Here is a 17,007-nt window from a genome sequence, read left to right as displayed (position 1 = left end):
GAGCGACAACGCCATGGCCCCGTCCAGGGTCGGGCGCAAGCCTCAATGAGGACCGCGCCGACGGGGAGCCTCAGTCGCGGAACCAGACCTGCGCCGCGTAGCTGCTCGATGTGCCCGAGTCCGCGAAGGCGTACGAGCTGACGTTGTACCACGCGGACAGTGACGAGACCGACCCGTGCTGGGCGTACGACCGGCCCTCCCAGCCGTTGTTGGTCGAGGTCGTTGCCCGCGAGTAGTCGCTCGCGGCGTGGAGGGTGTAGGTACCCGCCGCCTGAGCGGGCGCCGCAGCGAACGCGCCCAGGCCGGCGACCACTGCGGTCGCGGCCGCAGCCGTCATCAGGCGCGCCTTCAGCCCGCGTCGGTGCTTATCGATGGTTGACATCTCTGTTCTCCGATTCTCTTGTGACGGTTCCGCTCCCTCGCGGCGAGGGCTGTCTGTCCGCCTGCTCCGCAAGCTACTCGCAAATCCATGGAAAAAACAGAGGCAACTGTATTATTTGGACATGAAGGCGCAACAGATTCGGCGCACCGACCGGTAGGGGGTGGGAGTCGGTTGACGGGCGAAGCGAGATGGGAACGGTGCAGCTCTACGAGCGGCGAGGAGCCATGCAGCAGTGGCCTCTTGCGCTGATCCCCTTGAGGCGGATTGCATCAAGGACCGACCGAACGCGGGGACGGGGTCGCACAACTCAGCGCCCCTGCATCTGTCGGAGCGTCAGCTTTTCGGTATCGAGTCGTCCCCTGTGGCGGTCAAAGTGCAGTCCTTTACCGATCCGTCCTGCGCGGTCAGCGCCGATGCTGTCGCGATCGTCTTCGTGACGTCGGGGTGGGGGCGCATCTGCACCGAAAGTTCCTCCGTCACTGCGAGCGAGGGCACAGTGGTCGTGCTGCCTGCATGTTCGTCTGTGTGGAATGTTCCGTTGCCGTTCACGGATACGGTCACCATCTACCTACACACAGCGTTCGTTGCCTCCGGATTGCGGTGGCTGCCCAGCTCACATCCACTGGGACCACATCTTCGTGCGGCTATGCGTCGGAGCAACACCGGCGGTCTGGCGCTGGGCGCAGCTGGCGCGCAATCTGTCCGCGGCACATTGTATACGCTCGCTGCGTGGAGCACGGTCCAGGGAGGCGAATTTGCCACATGGGTGACGTTGGCGAACCTGCTTGCGGATGTTGCCCGCGTCGTGGGGGCGCCCAGTGCCCTGGCAGCGCCCCGTCACGTCTTTCCGCGACGCGAGGTTACGCTCGCCGCACATGCGCTTCGGGAGGATCTGGCGCATTCATGGAGCGTGACAGATCTCGCTGGAAGAGTGTCGTTGTCGCCGTCGCAGCTCACTCGTCTTTTTCGTTCTGACCTCGGGATCACGCCGGCGGCGTACCTGCGGCAGCTGCGTACCGATCGCATGGCTGACCTGCTCCTGGCGGAGCGTCTCTCTGTCGGCGAAGCGGCCAGTCGAGCAGGATGGGCGAGCCCGAACCACGCAAGCCGCGCATTCACTGCTCGCTACGGCATTAGTCCACGCCGGTTCGTTAGCAACCACTCTTATGGCACGATGGACGATGTATGAGCCCGCGACCTGCATCGTCGCAGTTGCGCACTCCTACGGCAATTCAGCCGAATCTTGGCACTCATTACCCAGCTGCGCCTGCCTAGTCTTGCCAGCCGTCAGCTGCGGTGAGGCTCGGCGCACGGCGGGCTATAGGTTGTATCCCTACCTGACCGGTGTGACTGTGTCGATTCGGGTGCTGACGGCGGGCGCGGGGTACCGATATCTGCTGAACAGCGTCGTCATGGGCGACGGAGACCGCGATGCGGCGTCCGAGCTGACGCGGTACTACAGCGAGGCCGGTACGCCGCCAGGCAGTTGGGTCGGTGCCGGCGTCACCGGTCTCGCCGGTAGCATCGCCGCGGGATCCCCGGTGGCCGAGGAACAGCTGCGGCGGCTGATGGGCTATGGGCAGGACCCGACTACTGCGGAGCAACTTGGCCGCCCCTACCGAAAGTTCGAGACGGAGGCCGAGCGTGTGAAGCGTCGCGTCGACGCGCTTCCCAAAGGTCTCCCCGCCAACGAGCACGAGGCGCAAGTCGCGCTAATTGGAGCAGAAGAGTCCAGGAAGCTGACGGGCGCACCGGTTGCAGGGTTCGATCTCACGTTCTCCGCCTCGAAATCCGTGTCAACCCTATGGGCTGTTGCCGACGGCGGCGCGCAGGCGTTCATCGCCGCGGCGCATCATGCAGCGATCCAGGACGTCCTCACCGTTCTCGAGCGTGACGTCGCCGCAACGCGGATCGGCGCGAAAGGACCCCGTGGTGCGGTCGCCCAGGTGCCGGTTCGTGGCGTGATCGCTGCCCAGTACGACCACTACGACTCGAGGTCGTCGGATCCGCAGCTACACACCCACATGGTGATCGCCAACCGTGTTCAGGCTGTGAGCGATGGGAAGTGGCGGACGCTGGACTCACGCGCCCTGCACGCCGCGCTGACGGGCCTATCGGAGCATTACAACGCCGTCCTCTCCGACCACCTCACCTGGGCTCTTGGCGTCGGGTGGGAGGCGCGAGAGCGCGGCCAGGGGCGCTCGACGGCGTGGGAGATCGCGGAAGTGTCGCAGGAGTTGATGGACGAGTTCTCCTCTCGCACCCGCAACATCGAGCAAGTGAAAGATGGGCTGGTCGCCGAGTACATGGAGAAGCATGGTCGTCAGCCGTCTCAGAAGCTGTTGTGGCAGTTCCGGCAGCGAGCGACGTTGGAGACGCGCCCGCCGAAGCAGCGGCACTCGTTGAGTGAGCTGACCGTCCGGTGGCGCGAACGCGCCACCCGCATTCTCGGCGAGGACGCGACGACATGGGCAGCTGCGGTCGTCGCCGGGTCTAAGGCGGATCCATTGCTGCGAGCGGATGACATCCCGCTCGAGGATGTCCATCAGATCGCGGAGGTTGTCATCGCGCGGGTGGGGAACCGGCGTGCGACGTGGAAGCGGTGGAACCTGCACGCCGAGGCCGTCCGCCAGACCATGGACATCCGCTTCGCCACCGCCGCCGACCGTGATGTCGTCACACGTCACATCGTGGATGCTGCGGAGGCCGTGTCGTTGCGCTTGACACCGCCGGACCTCGCGTCCAGCCCACCGCTGTTCCAGCGGACCGATGGGACGAGCATGTTCCGCCGCAAGGACGCCACCGTGTACTCGTCCGAGCGGGTCCTCGCCGCCGAAGACAGACTCCTCGACGCCGCCGAAAACCGGCAAGCGCCGACCGTGCCGTTGAGATGGATCGAGCACGCCGCGCGCACGAAGAACCGAGACGGTCACACACTGTCAACGGATCAGGAGCAGGCGATCGCGAAGATCTGTCTCTCCGCCCGCACCCTCGACGTCCTCGTCGGCCCCGCCGGCACCGGCAAGACCACCACCATGCGCGCCCTCCGCACCGCATGGGAGAAACGCCACGGACCGCAGTCCTTGATCGGACTGGCCCCCTCCGCTGCCGCAGCGGAGGTGCTCGCTGGGGATCTGGGGATCTCGACGGAGAACACGGCGAAGTGGCTCTTCGAGCACCGCCACGGTGCCTGGGGCCTGGAGCCCGGGCAGCTCGTCATCATCGACGAAGCGTCCCTTGCTGGCACGCTCGCCCTCGATGCCATCGCGTCCCATGCGCGGGAGGTCGGGGCGAAGGTGCTGCTGGTCGGTGACTGGGCACAGCTGGCCGCGGTGGATGCTGGCGGGGCGTTTGGGATGCTCGTGCGCGAACGCGGCGACGCCCCCGAGCTGACGGATGTACGCCGGTTCCGCAACGACTGGGAGAAGCACACCTCCCTCGGTCTGCGGATCGGCGACACCGACGTCATCGACACCTACATCGGCCACGACCGCGTCACGCCCGGCGGGCACGAGGAGATCCTCGAACAGGCCTACCAGGCTTGGCGGTCCGATCAGGCGACGGGGAAGACGTCGGTGCTGATCGCAGAGACCCTCGACACCGTTTCCGCCCTCAACACTCGGGCCCGCACGGACCGGATCGCCGCCGGCCAGGTCGCGCTCGACGGTGTCCGCCTCCACGACGGCAACGAAGCCTCCCGCGGGGACCTGGTGATCACGAGAAAGAACGACCGCAAGCTCACCCTCGGCCGCTCCTGGGTGAAGAACGGCGACCGGTGGGAAGTCGCCCGAGCGAACGACGACGGATCCCTCACGCTGCGCCGGGCCCGGTCGAAGTGGCGCACCACGATCACCCTGCCCGCCGCCTACGTGGCGGAGAACGTGGAGCTCGCCTACGCGGTCACCGCTCACCGCGCCCAAGGCTCCACAGTCGATACCGCGCACGCGATCGTGCACTCACCGGAGATGACCCGCGAATCCCTCTACGTCGCGATGACCCGCGGCCGCGAATCCAACCGCGTCTACGTTGCCACCGACGAGCATCACCTCGAACAGCACCAACATCGTGGTGACCTCGCGATGACGGCCCGCAGCATCCTCTACGGGATCCTCCAGCACCCCGGTGCGGAGCTGTCTGCGCACGAGACCACGAGCTCGGAGCGGAACGTGTGGGGATCGCTCGCGCAACTCGCCGCCGAGTACGACACCATCGCGCAGGAAGCCCAACAGGACCGATGGGTCACTCTACTGGAACGGGCGGGCCTCACCACAGAGACGATCGACGAGCTTGCCGAGACCGACTCGTTCGGGATCCTCACCACGGAGCTGCGGCGCCTCGAAGCCGACGGGCACGACATCGACGACCTCCTCCCGCGCGTCATCAGCGCGGGGAATCTCGACGACGTCGACGACCTCGGATCCCTGCTCCGGTACCGGATCCAAAAGATCACCACCCTCTACCCACCATCCCGCCCCCGCCCGACCGGCCTCATCGCGGGTCTCGTGCCACGCGCGACACTGATCACCGACCCCGCCATGCGGCAGGCGCTGGCCGAACGCGAGGACCTCATGGCGGCGCGCGTGGACGCCCTCACCAAGGCAGCGCTCGAACAACCGGTGGCGTGGATGCGTAGCCTGAGCACGGCGGAGCAGGAGAGGCGTGTGTCGGCGGTTCGCGCCATCGTCGCGTACCGGGACCGGTGGGGCGTCACCGCCAGCAGCGCCCTCGGCCCGATGCCGGACGACGATGCGCAGCGGCTCGACTACGAACGCACCCGCGCAGTCCTGACCACAGTGCAAGAAGCGTCCGACAATGCAGCCCAGGCAGCTCGGAGCACGAGACGGAACGTCCCCACACGAGCGTGACCTCGGCCGGGCGACCCAACTGCACGAGTTTATTGCCGGACACGCGATTAGCGCCTCGGCGTATAATTGCGCGTAGTGGGAGCAACTACACCCCGCGCCTGACCTGACGGGGCGGAGCAGACCGCCCGAAGGCATTTCGGCACTCACCTACACAGGACCAGCCACATCGATGTCGTCGACAGAGTGAATATGAGGCCGAGACCTTGCCCCTCGACAACCTGTGGGTCGCGAGCACACGCACCCGCGTATCCCTTCGTCGGCCGGTGCCGACCAACATCCTCTTCGACAAGATCCGTCGCCGTGACGGGCTGGAGCGGGGCATCCCGCTGATGCTTCTCGGCGCCCAATATTTTGGTCCCCGCCGGGAGCTGAGCCTATTGGCTTCGAAGACAGCGACCTTCTTCCGTCGCCGGCCGTTGGTGCGGGTGCCAGCAAAGTCGTCTTCTATGGTCACGGTGTACTCCACGAGCTCGGCAGTGACCAACTACCGTGGCACGGGGACGTGTTCGGCATCGAGTTCACAGAGCTTCCGCTGCCGCGATGTTCACGTGCCGACGGCGCGCCATACTCTCCCGGGCGTCCGCCGCAAGGAATGGGTCGAGCGTGATGGACATCACTGACTCCGATGTATTGAACGTGGCCCCGGGAACGTCTCCTGAGACGCTCCTCGATAAGGCCGCAGACGCGTGCTGGACGCACGTCCCGGACGTGGAGCTGACCGTGTTCGACCATCACGGCGCGACGTTCTTATTCGACGCGTCCTCTCGCCGCGATCGCACCGTGATGGCGATGCGTAAGACCGAGACACCGGACGTGGCACGAGATGTGACGTATCAACGCGGGTACCCGCTCCCAGATCGCCCGGCCGGGCGACGGCAGGACCGAGGACACTTCATCCCCTATACGGCGGGAGGGACGTTCGGCCCGAACCTGTATGTCCAGGACCGCGCGCTCAACCGTGGCTGGTCATGAGAGGGAAGACGGTACCGAGCGCTCGAAAACCTCGCCGCGAACACCCCGGGCGCGACGATGGCCGTTCACGCCACCTACATTGATGAATCAGCGGTCCCTGCGTTCGTGCAACTCATCGTGCTTACATCCCAGATGGTGGCCTCCGATGTTTTCCGCAACCGCTTCGACCATGCCGCGCTCGCTGGCACGGATCTTCTCGATGCGACCCTCGCCGGCGCCACCGACGCACAGATCGGCGCTTTGGGGGAGGAGACGGTCGCGGTGCTCCTCGAGGAAGAGATGGGCGCGACGATCGTCGCGCTCGGCGACGCCGGTCTCGAACGCGCAGAGGGGCGGCAAGACCTTGACGTCGTCGCTATTGTCGGCGACCGTCTGGTCGCGTTCGAGGTGAAGACCCGCCACGCCGCCGCGCGTGCTGGACGGCTCACCCGCGCCGGGAATCTTCCGCGTCCACGGTTGCGACACCGGTCCGGCACGGATCGTCAAGCCAGCCAGCCCTACGTGGCAGGCCGGATGGGTGCCATCATCGACACCGAGGGCGGGTACGAGGGGATCGACGTGCAGATCGTGGCCGTCGACCTCGTCGCGATGCTCGCGCAGTTCTTCGGTACCGACGACCACGCACGCAGGATCCTTCCCCTTGCGCCTCCGGTTCCGTGTCGTGCTGCGGCCACCATCGCACTCAACCGGATCCTTGAGCATCGCGGATACCTGTGACGCGGCTACGGGGATGCCCTCAGTGTTCGACCCAGCGACGCAACCATCGCACCATGAACGGCGTGTCGTCTGGGTGATAGCACTCGACGAGATGACGACAGGCTCGCTTGACTGACACCAGCACGGCTACGAGCGCTGCGATCGCAACAAACCAGGCCATACTCAGCAGCACGAGGACCGGCTCCACCGTGCCCGGCGCCCTCCACGAAGCGAACACCCTTCCGGACGACAAGGCGAGGAACGTCACGCACAGCACGACCGAAAGGCCACCTGCAGCGATCATCAGCCATGCCCACACGGGCGAGCGGTCCTCGCTCTTGAGGACGCCCCACGAGAAGCCGAACAGCACGAGCAGGCTCACACCAGCGGGTCCACCCAGTACCAGCAGCAGATCTTTCTCTGCTTCCACGGTCGCCCTCGCCTACCTGCTCTTCGGCAACCGGTCTCGCGGCAAAGCGTCCGAGACGACGACTGCCCACGGGGATCTCTTGTCGTCATAGACGAGCTCGGTACCGATACCGGACCGTTCCATCTGCGACAAGAACGCGTCGAGCTTCTGCTCGGACGAGAAACGAATCAACGTGCCATTGACATCGCCCACCGTCTTCCGTGCGCCGCGACGTGCGTCCTTCAACGCCCAGTCGACCGTAAGGTCATCGGTGATGTCGCTGTAACTTGCGAGCAGCGTCGTCCGCATAGTCCGCGCCTGCGATCGGGAGACACGGAACAACGCCTCGATCTCGACATCATCGATGACCCGACCGAGCTCCCGACTGATCTCCAACAGCATCCCAGAACGCTCGACCGTCAGACTCGTCGGAACTGGCCCTGCCTGCACCGTGCGCGAGAACGCATGGCGCTGCGCTGCCACCAGATACGCCGGAACGAGCTCCGCCGCGTCCCGCCGCGCCCCCAAACGCCGAGCAACGGCGGTTTGAAGCGTCTGCCGTTCCTGCTCGCTTAGTTCCCCCATATCGGACAACATAGCGACTGCAGAACCAGCACCGCTCGACACTTAGCGGAACCGATCAGCATTCCGATCAGCAAGACCGGTCGGGTGAGTCCGCGTCCGACGGGCGAAGCTCACGAGTCCTAGCCGCTTACGGCGCTCAAGGGCTAGCCGGGCGGCGGCGATTTCGATCCCTCGGCCCGCCCGATCGCGTTCGGTTGCTTCGGCGGACTGGGCTAGCGCGTCGATGACGTGGTCGGTGCCAACAGGGAGCCGCTCAATTCGTCGGCTGCTCATCATCTCGATGTGGACCGCGGAGCCGGAAAGGGGCTCGGGCAGCGTGCTGCGCGAGCCGCCTGTGTCGGAGGGTCGGCCTAGAGTTGGTTACCGGTAGTTGCGTCTGAATGGGAGTGGCATGACGATCATCACGGTGGAGGACCTCGCGGCGTTCGCGGTGAAGGTTGTGAATCTTGCCCCTGAGGAAGCTCAGGCAGGGCGTGACCGGGTCAATTTTCTCCGCACACGGTTGGAGAAGCACATCGCGGAGAACCCTGGTTTCTCGTTGGTGAAGATGCTGCATGCGGGAAGCGTCGCGAAGGGGACGGCGCTGGCGACGACGAATGATATGGACGTTGTGGTGTACGTCCGCTCGGACGACGCGCCCGAGACGGGCTTGGTGTCGTGGATGGCGCAGCGACTCCGAGACGCGTACGGGCAGACGATCAACCCGGATCAGGTCCAGGAGGGTGTGCATTGCCCGACGATCACCTTCGCGTCCGGTCTTTCCGTCGATGTTGTCCCCGTGCTGTACGAGGGCGACGCTGACGATGTCGGGTTCCTGATCGCGAAGGATACGGGTGACCGCCTCAAGACCAGTGTCACCCGGCACCTGGCGTTCATTCGGGCGAGGAAGAAGGCCATACCGGATCATTTCGCGCAGGTGGTGCGGTTTGTGAAGTGGTGGGTGCGAGTGCAGAAGAAACTCGACAGTGACTTCCGGTTCAAGTCGTTCATGGCGGAGCTGATAGTTTCGAAGCTCGCCGATGAGGGCGTTGACATGGCCGACTATCCGGAGGCGTTGGCGCGTGTCTTTGCCTTCATCGTAGACACCGAACTCCGTGAACGGGTCGCCTTCACCGATTACTATCCGGCCTCGGACTTGCCCGCGCAGACGGGAGCAGTTATCGAGGTTTTCGACCCTGTGAATCCCGACAACAACGTGGCGTTCCGGTACACAGAGGATGAGCGGGCGCGAATTGTGGCAGCGGCAGAACAGGCGCTTGATGCCATCACCGAAGCGAACTACGCCACAACGAAGGGTGAGGCTGTCGCGTGTTGGCAAGTTGTCCTCGGGACCAGATTTAAGGGGTAGGCAATGTCATCCAGTTTTACAAACACCAGCACGTTCACGATCGCGAACGCGCGCCACATCAGCGCGAAGGTCAAGACTGATCTGAAACTGATGCAGCGCGCGTACGGGCATCCCGACGATGGGGACATTGAGAACTATGGTGAGGAAGTAGCACAGATGCTCGCCAAAGGCTATCTGGGGACCGTCACATACGGGTACAAGCGGGGCAGCGACTGGATCGTCGCCCTGCGGTACACCGCCAACAGCAACGGGACGCTGACCGCGGACGATCGGGCCGGGCAGATTCCGCGCGGCGTCGACATTTCCGGTGCCACGTTTTACTCGTATCTCACCTACTCGAGCAAGAAGGCCGCGTTGAGCGCAGCGGACTGGGATGCGTTTGCGGCGACGTTGCCGTTCCGTCGCTCAGGAGCCGCGGAACCCGGCACAGCCGGTGGATCCTGGGCCACCGGGAACACGTACTCGTCGAACGGTGTCGGTGTGAGCAGAACGGAGTTCAAGCCATGGTGAACTCGGACATGTTTGACGAGGAACTCGAACTCCCTAACGCGCGGGCGCAACGCCGCTATGACTCGCTCGTCGGGCTCGACGAGGTCAAGCACGCACTGGTTCAGAACGCGGCCGTCTTGTTGGACCCTGACTCGCTGCGTGCCTGGTCTGAAGAACAGCACGGTGTCGTCCTGCCGGTTGTTTCGGCGTTCGCGCAACGCACTCCCCTCTTCGTGTTTGCCGGCGACGTGGGCACCGGCAAGTCCACGCTGGCGGAGTCTTTCGCGCAGCAGATCGCGGTGCAGCACGAGATCGAGATCACCGTGCTGCGATTGAGCCTGCGAGCCCGCGGCACGGGCGCTGTGGGAGAGATGACGAAACTGCTGGGCGAAGCGTTCGACGAAGTTGTGTCCCGCGGACGCCGTATGCCCAAAGGGCACGCGCTGGTTCTGGTTATCGATGAGGCCGACGCGATCGCGCAATCCCGAGAGCTCGGACAGATGCACCACGAAGACCGTGCCGGCGTGAACGCCCTGATTCGTGGGATCGATACCGTCGCTGTTGAGGGCCTCCCGATTTTGGTCGTCATGTGCACCAACCGTGTTAGCGCTTTGGATCCGGCTGTGCGGAGACGAGCCGCCAGTGAGTTCCAGTTTGAACGCCCCAACGACATCCAACGCGCTGCCCTCTTCACCACAGCCTTAGACGGGGCGGGAGTTACAGAGCCGGAGATCCAGCAGATCGCTCAGGCGGCAGGTGACGACGGTCGCGGGTACGGGCACACCTACTCCGACATCGTCAACCGTGTCCTGCCCGCGGCGGTCTTGTCCTCCTACCCCAGCATGGCATTGGATGCGGGCTCTGTCATGGCCGCGATCTCGGCGCACCCGCCGACACCCCCGTTCACCGAGAAATGACCGGGGTAACTCCGCCGCCGAGCCCATCCGGCGCCCGCCTCACCGGCGACGATTTGCAACACCTGATCGCCTGGTATTGGTGCTTGAAAGCCTCCTCGCCCGGCACGGATATCGCCTCGGTCGGGATCGAAGTCGACAACGCCGGCAACCTCGACGACGTCGCCATCACCTACGTCGATGGCAGCTGCCGGTACATTCAAGTGAAGGCAGCCGTCTCTTCCGCCGGACTGGTGAATATCGCGTGGCTGACCGCCCCCAACACCACCTCACTCATCAGGCGGCTGTACTCCTCCTGGGACAGTCTCGGGCGACCTGACGACGGGATCGTGCTCGTCACCAGCCGTCCAATCGACCCGGACGACGTTCTCCTTCGAGAACGTGACCGCTTGAACCGGCTTGGACCGAGGCTACGCCGCGCACGCGCCGCCACGGTACAGGGGGCCCTGGCCACGGTCGCCACTAGCGCTGGCTGCACGGTGGAGGAGCTACTCGACTTTCTTGATGTTCTTGAGATCCAGCTCGGGCAGACGGAGAAAGACTGGCGCGACAAAGTCGATGACGCGGCAGTAGGAGCGGGAGTTAAGCCCGGCCCCGAGTCCCTTGCCATCGCACTCACCGAGATGCGCGAATGGGTGAAGACCACACGAGGAGTCCGCACCGCCGAAGAACTTCGCGGATTCATCGACAAGTTTGGGCTCCGTGTCGGGAAACCCCGTGCCCTCGTCGTTGTCCATGCCCTCGACCGGGTTCCTGTCGGCAACGATGACGCTATCACCGTGGACTGGGTCGATAGGTTCCGCGGAACTACCCCCGAAACGCGGCGAGGACTCATCGACCCTGCCGACTGGCAGACACGTCTCCCCGCCGACCTCGCTCATGTTCGTCAGGAACTTCGTCAACGCGGAATAACAGACGTCGCCGTTCGAGGCGCCATGCGACTTCCGACCTGGTTTGCGGTGGGTGCCGCGCTGCGCGATGTCGCCGGATTCGACATCGCCGCGTACGACCGAGGTGTCCTGTGGGCACCGACCACTTCACCAACGCCCACACCCGCCGTCCACATCCTTCACGACACCCACCTCGGCACAGACGGAGCCGCAGGCGTCGCCGTCGTGTTGGAGATGTCCACCACCGGACGAAACGATGTCGCCACCGCGTTCGCGAACCGAACCGACATCAGCCGACTCGTCGCCCTTACCGTTGACGGTGGCCCGAACCGTAGGCTCTTCACCGATGGGGCCGCCACGCTTGCGGCCGCCGTTGCGATTCGCGACTGGATCAGACGCAACCTCGCCGGGACCCCTTTACACGTCGTGATGGTGGCGAGTGGCCCATTCGCCCTCTTTCTCGGGCACGTCTGGGACCGCGTACCGCCCACAACCCTCTACGAAGACCTCGCCCCCGGGTACGAACCGGCGTTCGCCTTCACCAACTGACCCGGCTGCCCGCACACGATGAGTCCGTCTTTCGGACCTCCGCAGCCTCGGGACGAATTCGATCCGCGCGTGCCTCTGAGAAGCGAACGCTCCGCCGGCGAGTGCTTCCCACGGCCATCTGCCTTTCTCGCCGGGGGCTCGCTACACGAGACCAGTAGCCGCATCCTCGCCCCTGCACGTCCGTAGTGGCCAAGTCTGCTGCTCACTCAGACAACGATGACCGACCGGATGGGAACAGTGGCGGCCGCAGCGCCACGCCACTGGCGCGCAGATAGCGACCAGCGGTGCCGGGAGCCACCCCGAGAGCTGCGCCCACTTTCGCAAGAGTCTCACCCGATAGATAGAGCTCCCGCGCCTTCGCGACGCCGGCCTCGTCCAGCCCTTGGTGGCGCAGCTTCGCGCCCGACCTGTGGAGGTGCCGCATCACCGTCTCGCGGTTCAGCCCAAACTCCGCAGCGACAACCCTGATCGTCGCGCCCCTCTCGTAGGCTTCAACCATACGACCGATCTCCTCCGCTGTGAGCGAGTTTCGAACCCTCCCAATCGACTCGATGACGCACCCGCGAACGTCCGAAATCGGAGTCCGGATCCGGTCCTCGCTTAGGTCGAGCTCACCAGCCTTCACCCGTGAAATCAACGATCTGAGCGCCCGCGACGAGATTCGAACGTCCTCCAGCCAGGAGCACACGGATACGAAGGGGACCCGGCATCGCGCCGGGTCCCCTTCGTCGTTCCCGCGGCGGTCAGTCGCCGTCGCGGGTGTCGTCCGGGTCGACGGGGTGCCCGGAGGGAGGGATGCCGCCCGGCACCGCCCCGTCGTGCGTGGGAAGCTCCACGTCGGGTCCTTCGTACGCGTTCTCGTCGGTGCTGCGGTCGTCGCCGGACATGTCACCCTCCGCCTGTCGGTGTCGTCTGTGGATCAGACGCTAACCAGGAGTCGACGCGGACGCTCGGGGTTGACAGCCCGCGAGGTCAGTCCGAGACCAGTTTCAGCCCGACGATGCAGGCCACCAGCCCGAGGATCAGCAGGACCTTGACGAGCGAGACGGACTCCGCGCCGGTGACCATGGCCCAGACGACGGTGAGGGATGCCCCGATCCCGACCCACACGGCATAGCCGGTGCCCGTCGGGATCTCGCGCAGCGCGAAGGCGAGACCACCCATGCTGGCGACGAGCGCCACACCGAACGTGACCGTCGGCCACAGCTTCGTGAAGCCTTCGGAGCGACCGAGCGCGGTGGCCCAGACCGCTTCGAGCATCCCGGCGACGATGAGCACGATCCACGACAACATCACTGACCTCCTGGCCAGTCTTGTCGCTCACCGGGTACTGAACCCTCGTCCGGGGGCCGGGGTGAGGCCCGCCACGAGTCTAGCGATCGCGGCTGTGCAGACCCTGCTCGCGAGACTGCGCCCGCGCGACGAGGATGCGGCATGGAGGCGCAGTCTCGAGGCGAACGTGCAGTCTCGACGTCGGGGGGGCGGATGCCGGGGGGGGCGGGAGGGGATGCGGACCTCCGCCGTTCTGACGGCCCGGATCATCCCCGAGGATGACCCCGGCCACCCTTGCGGTGGACGCGCCGAACCCCGGCTGATTCGTAGCGTCGAAGCATGGCTACCGCGACTCTCCCCACCCCGTCGTCCTCCGTCGCCCGCGCGGGTAGCGCTACCTCCGCGGCCGTACTCTCCGTGCTCGGCACCATCGCCGCCATCGGCATCGCCGCCATCGGGCTGCTCGTCGTCCCCGTCGCACTGTTGGTGGCCTTCGGACCGTCGCTGCTCGCGATGTTCTGACGCCGCCCGCGACCCCCGCGCACCGTCACGCGACCCCGTGCGCACAACTGCCGTCACGCGAAGGACGGACATCCTCGCGTGACGGCAGACCTGTCACCTGACGGACTCAGCCGCCCGAGGGGTTCTCGATGGGGGTGCCGTCCTCGTCAGTGGTGACGGGCGGGTTCTCATCAGGCGAACCGCCCGACGCCGTGTCGGCCTCGGCGCCTTCGTCAGCTACGCCCTGGGTGTTGTGCTCATCCGAGCCGTTCGTGTCGCTCATCGCGGTCCTTCCGGTCGCTGTCGGTCACGCGGCGGCGACGCTACGGGGCGACATCCGCGCCACGGAGGGCCTTGACAGGCCCCCTCCGTGCGGGATCGTCACAGCTCGACGGTGTCGTTGCGTCCCTCGTACGGCTCACCCGTGATCTTCGACTTCACGAGGCTCACAACCGAAGCGACGAGACCACCGGGGCTGCTCCAGTACTCCCCCGACGCCGCATCGATCTTGAGCAGCGTGACGTTCGGGTCCTCGGGCCCGTCGGGGAACCAGGCCTCGACCGCAGGCGACCAGTACTCGCGCAGTCGCTCGAGGTCGTCCACGACCTCGGCGTTTCCCGCGATGGACACCCAGGCGTCGTTGGTGCTCAGCGCAACCCCGACCTGCGGCCGGGTCGCGACGTGAGCCACGACCGAGGACCGACGGCCGACGATGAACCACAGATCGCCGTCGAACTCGTGGTCCTGCACCGTCAAGGGCCGCGCCGTGTGAGCGCCCTCCTCGTTCATCGTGGTGACCATCGCGAAGCGGAACTTCGGGAGCAGGTCGATCAGTGTCGCGTGCGGATCCTTCTCGTCGGCCATGAGGGGCCCTCCTTCATCTTTCGGCCAGGCTCGCACCGCGCCGACCCGCGAACGCGGGGCTTGACACCCTCCACCAGATGAGCGACACGGATGCCTCGACAGCGGGTCGTGTGCCATGCTCAGCGCATGTCGACGCGATCACTGCGCACGTCCATCGCTGTCCTCGGCGCCCTCGCCGTCACCGCGTACGCCGTCGTGATGGTGCTCCAGATCTCGGTGTGGAACCCGCTCGCCGCTGCGCCGGGGCTCACCCTCGGGGAGATCGGCGCCGTGGCTGCGTCACGCGGTGAGACCGTGTTCACCCCCGCGCCCTGGGTGTTCGCGTGCATCGGGATCGGTCTCGCGCTGGTCGTCCTCGTCCCGGCGATCCTCGTGCCCACCGCATCCACCCGCGTCGTCACGGCCGCATACCTCGCGATCATCGCCGGGGGCGCGCCCGCCTACTTCGCGGCATCCTTCGGACCCGGCATGTCCCTCGCCGACACGTTCGCGATCTCCGGCGGCGATCACGCCGCGGGCGGATCCGTCCTCATGGTGGCCAGCGGCACCGCCGCGATCGTCCTCGTCGTCCTGGGTGTCGCATACGCGACCTCGGGGCGTGCGACCGCCTCCGCCGTCAGCGCCTGACGCTGAGGGTCACGGCGACGGGACGAGGAAGACCCCGTCGAGCAGCCCCGGGTTGTGCGCGTGGACCAGCACGCCGAAGACCACGGCGTCGAAGAGCAGGTGGACGGTCACGACGTACGCGAGCGACTTCGTCCGCAGGAAGATGATCGCCTGCAGCAAAGCGAAGGGGATCGTCAGCGCCGGTCCCCACGCGCGGTAGCCCAGCTCCCACAGGAACGAGACGAACACGATCGCCTGCAGCACGTTCGACGTCGCGTCGGCGAAGTGCCGCCGGAGCAACGCGAAGCACGTGCAGATGAAGAACAGCTCATCCCAGATGCCCACCGCGCCCACGCCGACGAACAGGCGCGCGATGAGGTCCGGGGTGTCGACGACGGGCCAGTTCTCGTAGACGCCGGAGGTGATGAAGTAGAACGGCAGGATCAACCACCCCAGCACGAGTACGGCGACCAGCCACGCCCACTGCCACGCCGTCCACCGCCCGCCGCCGCGCCAGGGGAACCGGATCGCATGATCGCGGTAGACGAACCGCGACACCAGGTACGGCACCAGCACCGCGCCGCCGAGGGCGAGCGTGAAGCGGATCATCGCCGCGTCGTCGAGCTCCGCCTTCAGCGGGATGACGCTCACGATCAGCATGCCGATCGCGATGAGCGAGAGATCGCGGGTGAGCGAGGGAGCGGATCCCGCGGCATCCCGCCGTTCGAGGACCGCCGCGACCCCGAGCCCGATCGCGAGCAGCACCCACCCGAGCCACGGCGTCAGCAGGACGAAGAACGCGGGAGCGGCGAGGCAGACGAGCAGCGCCGGCACGACGCGCACGTCGATGTACGGACGTGCCCCCGCGTCGGCGCGCACCATCACGGCGTCCGCGGCCGGCGGCGGTACGTCAGGTCGCGGATGTCGCGCCCCTTCACGACGCCCTTGCGTTCGAACGCGGTCATGATGCGGCCCTCGAACCGCTCCGCCCACTCCCCCTCGAACGCGGGCTCGAACTCGGCCGCTTCGGCGAGGACGTCGCGCATCTGCAGCGCGTACTCCTCCCAGTCGGTCGCCAGCCGCAGCAGACCGCCGTCGCGCAGCGCGCGGGCGGCGAGCGCGGGAAAGCCGTCGGCGACCAGCCGACGCTTGTTGTGCTTGGTCTTGTGCCACGGGTCGGGGAAGAAGATCCAGACCTCGTCGACGGATGCCTCGGGCAGCAGGTGCTCCAGGACTTCGGGCGCGTTCGCCTCGACCAGCCGGAGGTTCCGTACCCCCGCACGGTCGGCGTCGAGCATCGTCCGGGCCAAGCCTGCGCGAAACACCTCGACCGCGATGAAATCGGTCCCGGGCGCCGCCGAGGCGGCGTGCACGATCGCGTGCCCCTGACCCGACCCGATCTCGACGACCAGCGGCGCCTCACGGCCGAACTCCGCGGCCGGGTCGACCGTGGAACCGGGGCGGATGCTGGTGGCCGCGGCATCCCGCTCGACCTCGAGCAGGTACGTGCTCGAGAGCTCGTCCCAGGCCCGCTCCTGCGCGTCGCTCATGCGACCGCTCCGGCGCACGAACGACACGGGCTTGTCGCGGAAGCGCGGCGCAGCCTCGGGCGCATCGGGGTCGGGCATGCGACCAGGGTATCCCGCGGTGTCGGGCGCTCCCGCG

Annotated in this window: 21 protein-coding genes and 1 riboswitch; of the genes, 11 read left to right on the top strand and 10 right to left on the bottom strand. The window is 66.2% G+C overall.

Translation table 11 applies throughout. The features are described from left to right. Positions 1 to 70: 70 nt before the first annotated feature. Complete coding sequence (locus tag ACIGEP_RS01380) at positions 71 to 382, bottom strand: hypothetical protein (RefSeq protein ID WP_396659840.1); 312 nt, start codon at positions 380 to 382, stop codon at positions 71 to 73. 646 nt (positions 383 to 1,028) lie between these two features. Between ACIGEP_RS01380 and ACIGEP_RS01375 the strand changes: the two genes are divergently transcribed. From ACIGEP_RS01375 to ACIGEP_RS01355, 5 genes are all read left to right on the top strand, one after another. Continuing rightward, positions 1,029 to 1,571 (top strand): helix-turn-helix transcriptional regulator, encoded by a 543-nt coding sequence (locus tag ACIGEP_RS01375; RefSeq protein WP_396660990.1) that lies wholly within the window; start codon positions 1,029 to 1,031, stop codon positions 1,569 to 1,571. Between the two features lie 157 nt (positions 1,572 to 1,728). Then, complete coding sequence (gene mobF, locus ACIGEP_RS01370) at positions 1,729 to 5,247, top strand: MobF family relaxase (protein ID WP_396659839.1); 3,519 nt, start codon at positions 1,729 to 1,731, stop codon at positions 5,245 to 5,247. A 263-nt stretch (positions 5,248 to 5,510) separates the two neighbouring features. After that, positions 5,511 to 5,867, top strand: coding sequence for a hypothetical protein (locus tag ACIGEP_RS01365; protein WP_396659838.1), 357 nt, complete (start codon positions 5,511 to 5,513; stop codon positions 5,865 to 5,867). Beyond that, positions 5,854 to 6,219: a hypothetical protein gene (locus tag ACIGEP_RS01360; protein ID WP_396659837.1), complete on the top strand. Its 366-nt coding sequence runs from the start codon at positions 5,854 to 5,856 to the stop codon at positions 6,217 to 6,219. Before ACIGEP_RS01365 ends, ACIGEP_RS01360 begins: the two co-directional genes overlap by 14 nt. A 57-nt stretch (positions 6,220 to 6,276) precedes the next feature. Then, entirely contained in the window at positions 6,277 to 6,936 is a 660-nt protein-coding gene (locus ACIGEP_RS01355) for a hypothetical protein (protein ID WP_396659836.1), read from the top strand. 19 nt (positions 6,937 to 6,955) lie between these two features. Here ACIGEP_RS01355 and ACIGEP_RS01350 read toward each other — a convergent pair whose 3' ends face one another. Beyond that, the gene (locus ACIGEP_RS01350) at positions 6,956 to 7,345 is read right to left on the bottom strand and encodes a hypothetical protein (RefSeq protein WP_396659835.1); all 390 of its coding nucleotides are present in this window, start codon (positions 7,343 to 7,345) and stop codon (positions 6,956 to 6,958) included. Between the two features lie 12 nt (positions 7,346 to 7,357). Continuing rightward, the gene (locus tag ACIGEP_RS01345; protein WP_396659834.1) at positions 7,358 to 7,921 is read right to left on the bottom strand and encodes a hypothetical protein; all 564 of its coding nucleotides are present in this window, start codon (positions 7,919 to 7,921) and stop codon (positions 7,358 to 7,360) included. A gap of 379 nt (positions 7,922 to 8,300) precedes the next feature. Here ACIGEP_RS01345 and ACIGEP_RS01340 point away from each other — a divergent pair, with 379 nt between their 5' ends. From ACIGEP_RS01340 to ACIGEP_RS01325, 4 genes are all read left to right on the top strand, one after another. Beyond that, complete coding sequence (locus tag ACIGEP_RS01340) at positions 8,301 to 9,257, top strand: CBASS oligonucleotide cyclase (RefSeq protein ID WP_396659833.1); 957 nt, start codon at positions 8,301 to 8,303, stop codon at positions 9,255 to 9,257. A 3-nt stretch (positions 9,258 to 9,260) separates the two neighbouring features. Continuing rightward, positions 9,261 to 9,767 (top strand): hypothetical protein, encoded by a 507-nt coding sequence (locus ACIGEP_RS01335; protein ID WP_396659832.1) that lies wholly within the window; start codon positions 9,261 to 9,263, stop codon positions 9,765 to 9,767. Beyond that, complete coding sequence (locus tag ACIGEP_RS01330) at positions 9,761 to 10,663, top strand: AAA family ATPase (RefSeq protein WP_396659831.1); 903 nt, start codon at positions 9,761 to 9,763, stop codon at positions 10,661 to 10,663. Before ACIGEP_RS01335 ends, ACIGEP_RS01330 begins: the two co-directional genes overlap by 7 nt. Before the next feature lie 83 nt (positions 10,664 to 10,746). Next, the gene (locus ACIGEP_RS01325; protein ID WP_396659830.1) at positions 10,747 to 12,099 is read left to right on the top strand and encodes an SAVED domain-containing protein; all 1,353 of its coding nucleotides are present in this window, start codon (positions 10,747 to 10,749) and stop codon (positions 12,097 to 12,099) included. 202 nt (positions 12,100 to 12,301) lie between these two features. Here ACIGEP_RS01325 and ACIGEP_RS01320 read toward each other — a convergent pair whose 3' ends face one another. The 3 genes from ACIGEP_RS01320 to ACIGEP_RS01310 all read right to left on the bottom strand — a co-directional run bounded on the left by ACIGEP_RS01320 (position 12,302) and on the right by ACIGEP_RS01310 (position 13,389). Next, the gene (locus ACIGEP_RS01320) at positions 12,302 to 12,787 is read right to left on the bottom strand and encodes a hypothetical protein (protein ID WP_396659829.1); all 486 of its coding nucleotides are present in this window, start codon (positions 12,785 to 12,787) and stop codon (positions 12,302 to 12,304) included. A gap of 55 nt (positions 12,788 to 12,842) precedes the next feature. Further along, positions 12,843 to 12,986 carry a hypothetical protein gene (locus ACIGEP_RS01315; RefSeq protein ID WP_396659828.1) on the bottom strand — a complete coding sequence of 48 codons (144 nt, stop codon included), beginning with the start codon at positions 12,984 to 12,986 and terminating at the stop codon, positions 12,843 to 12,845. 85 nt (positions 12,987 to 13,071) lie between these two features. Beyond that, positions 13,072 to 13,389, bottom strand: a complete 318-nt coding sequence (locus ACIGEP_RS01310) for a DMT family transporter (protein ID WP_396660989.1) — start codon at positions 13,387 to 13,389, stop codon at positions 13,072 to 13,074. 12 nt (positions 13,390 to 13,401) lie between these two features. Continuing rightward, a riboswitch (guanidine-III (ykkC-III) riboswitch) is annotated at positions 13,402 to 13,465 on the bottom strand. Positions 13,466 to 13,710: 245 nt separating this feature from the next. Between ACIGEP_RS01310 and ACIGEP_RS01305 the strand changes: the two genes are divergently transcribed. Further along, positions 13,711 to 13,893: a hypothetical protein gene (locus tag ACIGEP_RS01305; protein WP_396659827.1), complete on the top strand. Its 183-nt coding sequence runs from the start codon at positions 13,711 to 13,713 to the stop codon at positions 13,891 to 13,893. Positions 13,894 to 13,999: 106 nt separating this feature from the next. Here ACIGEP_RS01305 and ACIGEP_RS01300 read toward each other — a convergent pair whose 3' ends face one another. Together ACIGEP_RS01300 and ACIGEP_RS01295 are read right to left on the bottom strand one after the other, a co-directional pair. Next, on the bottom strand, positions 14,000 to 14,155 hold the full coding sequence (locus ACIGEP_RS01300) for a hypothetical protein (RefSeq protein WP_396659826.1): 156 nt from the start codon (positions 14,153 to 14,155) through the stop codon (positions 14,000 to 14,002). Between the two features lie 98 nt (positions 14,156 to 14,253). After that, positions 14,254 to 14,736 carry a pyridoxamine 5'-phosphate oxidase family protein gene (locus tag ACIGEP_RS01295; protein WP_396659825.1) on the bottom strand — a complete coding sequence of 161 codons (483 nt, stop codon included), beginning with the start codon at positions 14,734 to 14,736 and terminating at the stop codon, positions 14,254 to 14,256. Positions 14,737 to 14,862: 126 nt separating this feature from the next. On the opposite strand from ACIGEP_RS01295, the gene ACIGEP_RS01290 reads away from it, so the two are divergent. Then, positions 14,863 to 15,363, top strand: coding sequence for a hypothetical protein (locus ACIGEP_RS01290; protein ID WP_396659824.1), 501 nt, complete (start codon positions 14,863 to 14,865; stop codon positions 15,361 to 15,363). Positions 15,364 to 15,372: 9 nt separating this feature from the next. Here the strand turns inward: ACIGEP_RS01290 and ACIGEP_RS01285 are convergent, their stop codons facing one another. Together ACIGEP_RS01285 and trmB are read right to left on the bottom strand one after the other, a co-directional pair. Beyond that, positions 15,373 to 16,224: a CPBP family intramembrane glutamic endopeptidase gene (locus ACIGEP_RS01285; protein ID WP_396659823.1), complete on the bottom strand. Its 852-nt coding sequence runs from the start codon at positions 16,222 to 16,224 to the stop codon at positions 15,373 to 15,375. Further along, positions 16,224 to 16,970, bottom strand: coding sequence for a tRNA (guanosine(46)-N7)-methyltransferase TrmB (gene trmB / locus ACIGEP_RS01280; protein ID WP_396659822.1), 747 nt, complete (start codon positions 16,968 to 16,970; stop codon positions 16,224 to 16,226). Before trmB ends, ACIGEP_RS01285 begins: the two co-directional genes overlap by 1 nt. Between the last annotated feature and the right edge of the window lie 37 nt (positions 16,971 to 17,007).

The organism is Microbacterium sp. NPDC077663 (assembly GCF_044542795.1).
In the GTDB taxonomy this organism is placed as follows: domain Bacteria; phylum Actinomycetota; class Actinomycetes; order Actinomycetales; family Microbacteriaceae; genus Microbacterium.
This window is presented reverse-complemented; position numbering and strand designations above follow the sequence as displayed.

Bases quoted from the DNA above. Each gene is read 5' to 3' on its own strand.
- ACIGEP_RS01285 (WP_396659823.1), bottom strand. From the start codon at position 16,224: ATGGTGCGCGCCGACGCGGGGGCACGTCCGTACATCGACGTGCGCGTC.
- ACIGEP_RS01290 (WP_396659824.1), top strand. From the start codon at position 14,863: ATGTCGACGCGATCACTGCGCACGTCCATCGCTGTCCTCGGCGCCCTC.
- ACIGEP_RS01300 (WP_396659826.1), bottom strand. From the start codon at position 14,155: ATGAGCGACACGAACGGCTCGGATGAGCACAACACCCAGGGCGTAGCT.
- ACIGEP_RS01295 (WP_396659825.1), bottom strand. From the start codon at position 14,736: ATGGCCGACGAGAAGGATCCGCACGCGACACTGATCGACCTGCTCCCG.
- ACIGEP_RS01345 (WP_396659834.1), bottom strand. From the start codon at position 7,921: ATGTTGTCCGATATGGGGGAACTAAGCGAGCAGGAACGGCAGACGCTT.
- ACIGEP_RS01305 (WP_396659827.1), top strand. From the start codon at position 13,711: ATGGCTACCGCGACTCTCCCCACCCCGTCGTCCTCCGTCGCCCGCGCG.
- ACIGEP_RS01360 (WP_396659837.1), top strand. From the start codon at position 5,854: ATGGACATCACTGACTCCGATGTATTGAACGTGGCCCCGGGAACGTCT.
- ACIGEP_RS01375 (WP_396660990.1), top strand. From the start codon at position 1,029: ATGCGTCGGAGCAACACCGGCGGTCTGGCGCTGGGCGCAGCTGGCGCG.
- ACIGEP_RS01355 (WP_396659836.1), top strand. From the start codon at position 6,277: ATGGCCGTTCACGCCACCTACATTGATGAATCAGCGGTCCCTGCGTTC.
- ACIGEP_RS01335 (WP_396659832.1), top strand. From the start codon at position 9,261: ATGTCATCCAGTTTTACAAACACCAGCACGTTCACGATCGCGAACGCG.
- ACIGEP_RS01330 (WP_396659831.1), top strand. From the start codon at position 9,761: ATGGTGAACTCGGACATGTTTGACGAGGAACTCGAACTCCCTAACGCG.
- trmB (WP_396659822.1), bottom strand. From the start codon at position 16,970: ATGCCCGACCCCGATGCGCCCGAGGCTGCGCCGCGCTTCCGCGACAAG.
- ACIGEP_RS01380 (WP_396659840.1), bottom strand. From the start codon at position 382: ATGTCAACCATCGATAAGCACCGACGCGGGCTGAAGGCGCGCCTGATG.
- ACIGEP_RS01340 (WP_396659833.1), top strand. From the start codon at position 8,301: ATGACGATCATCACGGTGGAGGACCTCGCGGCGTTCGCGGTGAAGGTT.
- ACIGEP_RS01315 (WP_396659828.1), bottom strand. From the start codon at position 12,986: ATGTCCGGCGACGACCGCAGCACCGACGAGAACGCGTACGAAGGACCC.